Origin of the sequence: Bradyrhizobium sp. AUGA SZCCT0158 (assembly GCF_018130065.1) — a bacterium.
Lineage (GTDB): Bacteria > Pseudomonadota > Alphaproteobacteria > Rhizobiales > Xanthobacteraceae > Bradyrhizobium.
This window is the reverse complement of the sequence record NZ_JAFCME010000019.1, coordinates 113350-122014: the sequence shown is the minus strand read 5'-3', so window position 1 is coordinate 122014 and position 8665 is coordinate 113350. Positions and strand designations below refer to the sequence as shown.

Annotated in this window: 11 protein-coding genes; 9 read left to right on the top strand and 2 right to left on the bottom strand. The window is 63.0% G+C overall.

Features of this window, described 5'->3' with window-relative positions:
- Positions 1–624: 624 nt before the first annotated feature.
- Positions 625–1722 carry an HD-GYP domain-containing protein gene (locus tag JQ574_RS25305; protein ID WP_212207063.1) on the top strand — a complete coding sequence of 366 codons (1098 nt, stop codon included), beginning with the start codon at positions 625–627 and terminating at the stop codon, positions 1720–1722.
- A gap of 102 nt (positions 1723–1824) precedes the next feature.
- Here JQ574_RS25305 and JQ574_RS25300 read toward each other — a convergent pair whose 3' ends face one another.
- Together JQ574_RS25300 and JQ574_RS25295 are read right to left on the bottom strand one after the other, a co-directional pair.
- Entirely contained in the window at positions 1825–3405 is a 1581-nt protein-coding gene (locus JQ574_RS25300) for an AMP-binding protein (RefSeq protein ID WP_212207064.1), read from the bottom strand.
- Between the two features lie 197 nt (positions 3406–3602).
- Complete coding sequence (locus JQ574_RS25295; RefSeq protein WP_212207065.1) at positions 3603–4022, bottom strand: VOC family protein; 420 nt, start codon at positions 4020–4022, stop codon at positions 3603–3605.
- A gap of 133 nt (positions 4023–4155) precedes the next feature.
- Between JQ574_RS25295 and JQ574_RS25290 the strand changes: the two genes are divergently transcribed.
- The 8 genes from JQ574_RS25290 to JQ574_RS25255 all read left to right on the top strand — a co-directional run bounded on the left by JQ574_RS25290 (position 4156) and on the right by JQ574_RS25255 (position 8648).
- The gene (locus tag JQ574_RS25290) at positions 4156–5133 is read left to right on the top strand and encodes a tripartite tricarboxylate transporter substrate binding protein (protein WP_212207066.1); all 978 of its coding nucleotides are present in this window, start codon (positions 4156–4158) and stop codon (positions 5131–5133) included.
- Positions 5134–5225: 92 nt separating this feature from the next.
- Positions 5226–5483, top strand: a complete 258-nt coding sequence (locus JQ574_RS25285) for a DUF3551 domain-containing protein (RefSeq protein WP_212207067.1) — start codon at positions 5226–5228, stop codon at positions 5481–5483.
- 58 nt (positions 5484–5541) lie between these two features.
- Positions 5542–6009 carry a helix-turn-helix transcriptional regulator gene (locus JQ574_RS25280; protein WP_212383978.1) on the top strand — a complete coding sequence of 156 codons (468 nt, stop codon included), beginning with the start codon at positions 5542–5544 and terminating at the stop codon, positions 6007–6009.
- Positions 5955–6353 carry an SRPBCC domain-containing protein gene (locus JQ574_RS25275; protein WP_312018275.1) on the top strand — a complete coding sequence of 133 codons (399 nt, stop codon included), beginning with the start codon at positions 5955–5957 and terminating at the stop codon, positions 6351–6353. The genes JQ574_RS25280 and JQ574_RS25275 overlap by 55 nt, the downstream gene beginning before the upstream one ends.
- 22 nt (positions 6354–6375) lie before the next feature.
- Complete coding sequence (locus JQ574_RS25270; RefSeq protein WP_212207069.1) at positions 6376–7113, top strand: thioredoxin family protein; 738 nt, start codon at positions 6376–6378, stop codon at positions 7111–7113.
- Positions 7114–7171: 58 nt separating this feature from the next.
- The gene (locus tag JQ574_RS25265; RefSeq protein WP_212207070.1) at positions 7172–7534 is read left to right on the top strand and encodes a DUF1428 domain-containing protein; all 363 of its coding nucleotides are present in this window, start codon (positions 7172–7174) and stop codon (positions 7532–7534) included.
- Positions 7535–7663: 129 nt separating this feature from the next.
- Complete coding sequence (locus JQ574_RS25260) at positions 7664–8281, top strand: hypothetical protein (RefSeq protein ID WP_212207071.1); 618 nt, start codon at positions 7664–7666, stop codon at positions 8279–8281.
- A complete protein-coding gene (locus tag JQ574_RS25255; protein ID WP_409363380.1) occupies positions 8265–8648 on the top strand; it encodes a transcriptional regulator in 384 nt (127 codons plus the stop codon). Before JQ574_RS25260 ends, JQ574_RS25255 begins: the two co-directional genes overlap by 17 nt.
- Positions 8649–8665 lie beyond the last annotated feature (17 nt).

Below are 8665 nucleotides of genomic sequence, written 5' to 3'. Positions count from 1 at the left end.
TGGACGTAACAGTTGCGATTGACGGTCGCGGCTGATGCGTACGGTGAAAGCGTGTGGTCCTGGCGCCCGTAACGGCGTCAAGCTGCGCAATGGCTCACGCCCTGCGCAGTGACGGTGGCAATAGAGGCCGTCTCACCGGGGAGAGCGCGTCATAAGCCGTAAAGCCATTGCGCAGGGAATGTCGGATGCTCTCCGCTGCCCTGTATGCTCATGTGCAGCATTCTTATGCACAATCGCACATGAGACCGCGGGTGCAGCGCGCATCCGGCATTCCCTGCGCCCTCTGAATTCTTGGGGGTAAGGATTTTCTGGCAAAGCTCGGGCGCCATGCGCCGCGAGATCGCAGCCACATATTCAGTGTCATCGCCCGGCTTGACCGGGCGACCCAGTATTCCAGAGGCGCTGATAATAGAGCCGAGAAGCCGCGGCGTACTGGGTCCCCCGCTTTCGCGGAGGACGACAGTTGTGTGGAGCGGCGGCCCGCGATCAGGCAACAACCGCGAATGGAATCCCTAAAATTCTATCGATCCCGATCAATCAACATTCACGATACGTCTTAAGCCACAGGGAACTCCTTATCCGGTAGCTTGGCGGACGGTCATCACCGCAAGGCCCTGGGGTCCTATGACAGCATTAACCAACAAGACTCCGTCCAAGCGCCGGCTGCTGCTGGCGTCGGATCGGAGCGATCAAAGCAGCGAACTGGCCGGCATTCTGCAGTCGGTCGGCCAGGTGGACATGATCGCCACCACGGATATTCCCGACGCGCCGGCGCGCGATCTCTCCGGCATCGTGGTCGACATCAATTTGCGCTCGGCCGAGAGCGTGCAGATGGTGCGCAACAAGCTGCGCACCGAGGCCTATCGCGAGATGCCGCGGCTGTTCGTGCTCGCGGACGCGCTGCATCACGGCTCGATGCAGGCCTGGGCGCTCGGCGCCACCGACACCATCGCGCGCCCCTTTGACGCGCAGGGCATCCTGCAGCGCATCCGCGCCGCGTTCCCGGACGACAGCTCCTACAACGAGACCGACCGCGGCAAGGCGCTCAACCGCGGCGTCGAAGCCGCGCACGGCGTCATGGTCAGGATTTTCAACGGCATGCGGGCCGGCGAGCCGCTGAAATACAGCGACATCGTGCAGGCCGAAAACAAGATTCTGAAAGCCATCAAGCACACCTCGCTGCGTGAATGGCTGACGACGGTCGGCTGCCACCACACCGACAGCTATCGGCACTGCCTGTTCGTGACCGGCTTTGCGGTCGCCTTCGCGCAGCACCTTGGCATGCGCGAGGACGACCAGCGCCGTCTCGCCCGCGCTGCGCTGTTGCACGACGTCGGCAAGGCGTTCATCCCGGTCGCGATCCTCGACAAGCCGGATCCGCTGACGCCGGAGGAAATGCACGAGATGCGCCAGCATCCGCGCCGCGGCTATGACGCGTTGGCGGCGCAAGGCGGTTTTCCGCCGGAAATGCTCGACGTGGTGCTGCACCACCATGAATTCCTCGACGGCACCGGCTATCCCGACGGCCTCTCCGGCAAGGAGATCAGCGACATCGTGCGCCTGACGACGATCGTGGACATCTACGCCGCCCTGGTCGAGAAGCGCGCCTACCGGCTGCAATTCACCCACGTCAAGGCGTTCGGGGTGATGGAAGAGATGGGCGACAAGCTCGACCAGCATTTGCTGCAGGCCTTCCGCCCGATCGCGTTCGGGTATGGCTAGGCTCTCCGCGTCATTACGAGCGCAGCGAAGCAATCCATCTAAGCGTGAACGGAAGTATGGATTGCTTCGCTACGCTCGCAATGACGAAGAAGACAGCCGCGCTCACTCCAGCAACTTCCGCAATTCCGCCTTCGCCACCTTCTCCAGCGTCGAGCGCGGCATCTCGTCGACAAAAATTATCTCGCGCGGCACCTTGAAGTCGGCCAGCGCATTGCGACAGGCCGCCATCACCTTGTCCTGCAGTTCAGCCGGCGCGGCCTCGACGCCCGCCAGCGGAATGATGAACACGACCGGCACCTCGTCCAGCATCGGATGCTTCTTGGCCACCACCGCGGCCTCGCGCACGCCCGGCACCAGCGCGACCACCTGTTCGATCTCGGACGCCGCGACGTTCTCGCCACCGACCTTCAGCATGTCCTTGGCGCGATCGCCGAACTTGATGAAGCCGTGTTCCAGCAGCGTGACGCGGTCGCCGGTGATGAAATAGCCGTGCTCGTCGAAGCTCTCGCGGGTGGCCGTCTCGTTGTGCAGGTATTCGGCGAACAGTGACAGGCCGGGAATGCCCTTGATCAGGAGATTGCCGGTGTCGCCGACTTGCGTCGGTGAACCGTCGTCGCCGGTAATGCGGATCTCGTATTCCGGCGCGGCGCGGCCGATCGACATCGGCGTGTTGGGCTGATCGACCTCGCCGACGATGCCGTGGGTGATGGTTTCGGTCATGCCCCACCAGCCGATGGTCTTGACGCCGAAGGCGGCGAAAGGCGGCGGATCGTTCACCGCGGTGCCCCAGAGCCGGAATTTGTGATGCTTCGGGATCTCGTGCTCCAGCAGCGCTTTCAGGCAGAACGGGATCGTCGAGGTCCAGGTGCAGCCATGCTCCAGCGCGACGTTCCAGAACCGGCTTGCGGAAAACCGCGGCTGGATCACGCAGGACGCGCCGACCCACAGCGTTGCGAGCATCGAATAGGCCAGCGCGTTGGTGTGAAACAGCGGCAGATAGGTCTGGTGCACGTCGCTCTGATGCAAATCCTCGTGGGCGGCGTTGATCTTGCCGCCCCACAGCGCGTTGGCATGCGTCCACAGCACTGCCTTCGGGCGCGACGTGGTGCCGGAGGTATACTGCACGCTGCAAGGCGCGAACGGGTCGGTGGCGCGGCGCGGCCGGTCGGCGCTGTCGGCAAACAACGATTCGAAACTATCGCCGCGGGCGGCGCCCTGCGCGGGCGCGGCGCCAGCGTTATGCGAGATCACGGCGATCCAGCGCAGGTCGCGGCAATGGGCCGAAATCAATTCGGCATAGGACGGCTGGGTGATCGCGGCGACCGCGCCGCAATGGCCGGCGAAATATTCCATTTCGGCGGCGGCCGAACGGGTGTTGGTAGTGACGGCGATGGCGCCGAGCTCGACACAGGCGAACCACGCCAGCATCGCCTCGATGCAATTGTCGAGATGAATCAGCACATATTCGCCGGGCTTGATGCCGCGCTTGACCAGGCCCGCCGCCAGCGCGCCGACGCGTTCGTGAAATTCGCCGTAGGACCAGCTCCGCGCCGGAGCCTCGAACGGCGCCCAGATCAGAAACGGATGATCGCGGCGGCTCTCGGCCCGCATCCGCAGCAGCCACGGCACGTCGAGGCCGGCGAACGGTCCGACGACGCCTGGAGCGGCTTGTGAAATGGGCATATGTCCTCCCGGTGCAGCTTCGAGCGCCGCCTTGGTTATTGCTTGGGAGTAGTTCTGCCATCGGATGGCGCGGCGCGCAAATCGTAGAAGCTCGTCATGCCCGGGCTTGTCCCGGGCGTCCACGTCTTCACGGCATGGCGGCGAGAAAGGCGTGGATGGCCGGGTCAAGCCCGGCCATGACGGAAGGGGGTAGCACGTTACTTCGCACCATCCTCATACGACGAAATCTCAATCAAACTCCCGTCCGGATCCCTGCAATAGACCGAACGCAGCGTGCCGCGCGCGCCCTGCTTGGCGACCGGGCCTTCCTCGATCGCGACGCCGTTGGCCTTGAGATGTGCGACCACCTGGTCCGGCGTGCTCGCGGTCAGGAAGCACAGATCGTCGCTGCCGGCGGTCTCATGATCGGCGGTGAACCACTCGACCTTGTCGGCATCGCGCGGCCGCACGTTGATCTTCTGGTTCCCGAACACCAGCGATGTCCGCGGCGTTTTGCCCGGGCCGGGATCGAACACCTTGATCTCCATGCCGAGGATGCTCCGGTACCACTCGGCGGAACGCGCCACGTCGGAGACATTGATGACGAGATGATCGAGCGCACTCACTTTGACGGACATGCCTAATCCTTTGGTCGCGCCTTGAGGGCGTTGCGTCGCACTGGTCGCATGGATGTTTGTTTGTTACAACGCGGCCCTTGCTCAGTTCAATAGAAACGGCCCGGGTGAACCCGGGCCCCCAGGGAGAAAACTCATGATTTCACGCCGTATCGCGATCTGCCTGACGGCAATCGGCCTTTCGATGACCGCTTCGATCGGCACTGCCTTGGCGGCGGATTATCCGACGCGGCCGGTCAAGTGGGTGGTCGGATATCCGCCCGGCGGCGCCACCGACATCATTGCGCGCCTGCTCGGCCAGCGGCTGTCGGAGCGGCTTGGCCAGCAATTCGTGATCGAAAACAAGCCCGGCGCCGGCAACAACATCGCCACCGAATCGGTGATCAACGCCGAACCGGACGGCTACACGCTTCTGCTGGTCAATCCGGCGAACTACATCAACGCGTCTCTGTACGCCAACCTGAAATTCAACGTGGTGCGCGACATCGCGCCGGTCGCGGCGTTCAATCGCGTGCCGAACGTGATGACGGTCAACAATAACGTGCCGGCGAAGACGGTTGCCGAGTTCATCGCCTATGTGAAGGCCAACCCGGGCAAGGTGAATTTGGCGTCCTCGGGCAACGGCACGTCGGTGCATCTGTCCGGCGAAATGTTCATGATGATGTCAGGCGCCAAGATGCAGCACGTGCCCTACCGCGGCGCAGCGCCGGCGATCACCGACCTGCTCGGCGGCCAGGTTCAGGTGATCTTCGACAACATGCCCTCGATCCTGCAGCACATCCGTGCCGGTTCGCTGCGCGCGCTGGCGGTGACCTCGACGGTACGGTCCGGGCTGCTGCCTGACGTGCCGGTGCTTGCCGATACCATTCCCGGCTACGAGGCGAGCGCGCTGTTCGGCATGGGCGCTCCGAAGAACACGCCCAAGGAAATCATCGAGAAGCTGAACAAGGAAGTGAACGCGGTGCTGGCGGAGCCCGCGATCAAGGCGAAGCTGGTCGACCTCGGCGGTGAGCCGCTGATCGGGCCGCCTGATGCGTTCGGCAAGATGATCGTGGAAGAAACCGAGAAGTGGAAGAAAGTGATCGACAGCGCCAATATCGAGAAGGTGCAGTAGCGCGTCTCTCGGGAACCTTCTCCGGGTCGCGAGGTTTTGAACCTGAGGCGACCCGGCGACGCGGTATGGTTGCCGCGTAGGAGGATTCGATCATGCGCAACGCGAAGCTGGCAATGTTGGTTGCGCTGGCGGCGGGATCGGCCACGATGGCTGGCCCGACGCCAGCGGCCGCTTACGATTACCCCTATTGCGTTCAGGGCCGGGGCGTCGGCAATCCCGGCGACTGTTCTTACCAGACCTATCAGCAGTGCATGGCCTCCGCCGCCGGGCGCGGCGTTTATTGCAACGTCAATCCGCGCGCGGCGTTGAACCAGCAGCCGCGGCGCGGCCGGGTCTATCGGGATTATTGATCAGGAAAATCAGCAGCGGGCGCTTGACGCCTGATCTTTTGCATCTATACTAAACCATATGGTTAAGTATTACGAAGACGTCCTGGACCGTACCTTCGCAGCCCTCGCCGATCCGACGAGGCGCGCGCTGGTGGCGCGGCTCCGCGACCGTGAAAGCCTTTCCGTGAGCGAACTGGCGCAGCCCTTTGCCATGTCGCTGCCCGCGATCATGAAGCATCTCGACGTGTTGTCGGATGCCGGCCTGATCGCGCGCGAGAAGACCGGCCGCACCGTGGCGTGCCGGTTGACCGCCAAGCCTATGGAGCAGGCGATGGACTGGTTGAACCGCTACCAGCGCCTCTGGTCCGACAATCTCGACCGTCTTGCAGCTTTTGTGGAGGAAGACCCATGGCCACCCAGTCAAGCATCCAGCCAGATTCTCGCCGCGACGCCGGTATCGCAACCAGCCCAAGCCTCACCCTCAAGCGTCGTATCAATGCGGCGCCGGCGAAAATCTACGCCGCGTGGACCGACCCGGAAAAACTAGCGGCGTGGTTCGGACCCTCGAAGGTCAGGGAAGGCTCGGTGCAGGCGGAGACCGATCTGCGTGTCGGCGGCCGCTATCGCATCAGCTTCTACGCCACCGACGGCGAGTATTTTGAGGCCGGCGGCGTCTACCGCGAAATCATACCGAACGAGCTGCTGGTGATGAGCTGGGCCTGGCACTCGACGCCGGAGCGCGAATCGCAGCTCTCCATCATGTTGAAGCCGGACGGCGCCGGCACGCTGTTGACGCTGCATCACGAGCAGTTCTTCAACGAAGCCGCGCGCGACGGCCATGAGAAGGGCTGGACCGAACTGCTCGGCAAGCTCGAACAATTCGTCAGCTGAACGCTCAACACAGGAGCTGCCCATGCAGCCGCATAATGTCGTCTCGCGCGAAGGTTGGATCGCCGCGCGCAAAGCCCATCTCGTGCATGAGAAGGAACTGACGCAGGCGCGCGAGCGCCTGAGCGAGGAACGTCGCGCGTTGCCCTGGGTCAAGGTCGACAAGGACTATGCGTTCGACGGGCCCGGCGGCAAGGTAACGCTGGCCGAGCTGTTCAGGGGGCGCCGCCAGCTCGTGGTGCAGCATTTCATGTTTGCGCCGGACTGGAACGAAGGTTGCAAGCACTGCTCGTTCTGGGCTGATGGATTTGAGCGCATGATTCCGCATCTCGCCGCGCGCGACACCACGCTGGTCGCGATTTCGCGCGCGCCGGCTGAAAAACTTGCCGCGTTCAAGGCGCGGATGGGCTGGGCCTTCGACTGGCTGTCGTCGGGGAATAACGATTTCAACTACGATTACGAGGTGTCGTTCACGCCGGAGGCGCTCAAATCAGGCGACAACAGGTATAATTTCGGCACCACGCGCTTCGGCATGGAGGAAGCGCCCGGGATCAGCGTGTTCTATCGCGACGAAGCCGGGAACATCTTCCACACCTATTCCTGTTTCGCGCGCGGCCTCGACATGATGAACGCCGCCTATCATTATCTCGACCTGACGCCGCTCGGTCGTCATGAGGTGGATTTGTCATATCCGATGGACTGGGTGCGGCTACGTGACCAGTACACACCGGCGCCGGTTCAGGCATCCTGCTGTCACTCCTAACATAAGTCGTCGCTTGCGCTCCTTGCAGTGACGCGAACAAGCAGAGGGAACAAAACCCATGGCCTATGTCGACGGATTCATCGTCGCAGTTCCAAAGAAGAACATCGCGGCCTATCGCAAGATGTCCACCAAGGCCGGCAAGATCTGGCGCGAATACGGCGCGCTGGATTACCGCGAATGGGTTGCGGACGACGTCAAGGTCGGCAAGCACACCTCGTTTCCGCGCAGCGTCAAACAGAAGCCGGGCGAGACCGTGGTGTTCGCCTGGATCACCTACAAATCGCGCGCGCAGCGCGACAAGATCAATGCCAAGGTGATGGCGGATCCCAGGCTCAAATCATCGATGGGCGATATGAAGTCGATGCCGTTCGACGCTAAGCGGATGATCTATGGCGGCTTCGAGAGCCTGGTGAAAGTCTGAGCGAAGCCGCCGCCAAGGCGTTACGAGTGGATAAGCCGTTGAGTTAGCCGCGCAATCGGGGCTTCGCGCATCCCCCTTGCATTTACTTTGTGATCCGGTATACTTTGCAATACAAAGTAAGGGTAAGCGATGCGCGACCTCGACAAGGCGTTGGCCGATATCCTGGCGATCCGCAGCCAGATTGCGGCCGGCACCGCGTTTCGCGGCTATGGTCCGGCAACGGTTGCCGCCACCGGCGGCATCGCCTTGCTCACGGCGATCCTGCAATTCCTCTGGCTCAACGATCCGACCGGGCAGCCGGTCATGTTCTTTGCCGGTTGGGCGGCCGCCGCGCTGTTCTCCGGCGCGCTGATCTGGTTCGAGATGCTGGCGCGCTCGCGCCGGCATCATTCGGGCCTCGCCGACGCCATGATCCAGCAGGCGTTCGAGCAATTTCTCCCGCCCGGTGTCGCCGGCCTGTTGCTGGGGATCATGCTGTGGAAGTTCGCGCCCGAAACGCTGTGGATGCTGCCGGGACTGTGCCAGGTGCTGGTCAGCCTTGGCGTGTTCGCCTCGGTGCGCACATTGCCGCGCAGCATCGCCTTCGGCGGTGCCTGGTATTTCCTGTCGGGCTTTACTGTCCTGCTGCTCGCCAGCCAAGACCATCTGCTGTCGCCCTGGATGATGGGCGTGCCATTCGCGGTCGGGCAGCTCCTGATGGCCGCACTGCTGCATTTTGCGTCCGGAGAGAATGATGCCGAAGACTGAAGCCAACAACGCGCCGTTCTCCTATGACGGGCTCGATCGCGTGATCCACGAGAAAGCGCGGCTCGGGCTCCTGACCTCGCTGATGGCCCACCCGAAGGGCTTGGCCTTCGCCGACCTCAAGCAACTCTGCGGCCTCACCGACGGCAATCTCTCGAGGCATCTGCAGGTTCTGCAGGAGGCTGGCCTAGTGGAGGTCACCAAGGGGTATGAAGGCAACCGTCCCCACACCACCTGCCGCCTGACCAAGAGCGGCCGCCGCCGTTTCCTCGACTATCTCGCCGTGCTGGAGCGTCTGGTGCGCGACGCCGCCAAGGCCGCGGGCAAGGAAGACATCGCCATCGCCCGGCTCGGCATCCTGCCGGTCTGACGCCATCCCCTTTTTTG

Coding starts and splice junctions, on each gene's coding strand:
- JQ574_RS25300 (WP_212207064.1), bottom strand. CDS start 3,405: ATGCCCATTTCACAAGCCGCTCCAGGCGTCGTCGGACCGTTCGCCGGC.
- JQ574_RS25285 (WP_212207067.1), top strand. CDS start 5,226: ATGCGCAACGCGAAGCTGGCAATGTTGGTTGCGCTGGCGGCGGGATCG.
- JQ574_RS25260 (WP_212207071.1), top strand. CDS start 7,664: ATGCGCGACCTCGACAAGGCGTTGGCCGATATCCTGGCGATCCGCAGC.
- JQ574_RS25270 (WP_212207069.1), top strand. CDS start 6,376: ATGCAGCCGCATAATGTCGTCTCGCGCGAAGGTTGGATCGCCGCGCGC.
- JQ574_RS25255 (WP_409363380.1), top strand. CDS start 8,265: ATGATGCCGAAGACTGAAGCCAACAACGCGCCGTTCTCCTATGACGGG.
- JQ574_RS25280 (WP_212383978.1), top strand. CDS start 5,542: ATGGTTAAGTATTACGAAGACGTCCTGGACCGTACCTTCGCAGCCCTC.
- JQ574_RS25290 (WP_212207066.1), top strand. CDS start 4,156: ATGATTTCACGCCGTATCGCGATCTGCCTGACGGCAATCGGCCTTTCG.
- JQ574_RS25305 (WP_212207063.1), top strand. CDS start 625: ATGACAGCATTAACCAACAAGACTCCGTCCAAGCGCCGGCTGCTGCTG.
- JQ574_RS25265 (WP_212207070.1), top strand. CDS start 7,172: ATGGCCTATGTCGACGGATTCATCGTCGCAGTTCCAAAGAAGAACATC.
- JQ574_RS25295 (WP_212207065.1), bottom strand. CDS start 4,022: ATGTCCGTCAAAGTGAGTGCGCTCGATCATCTCGTCATCAATGTCTCC.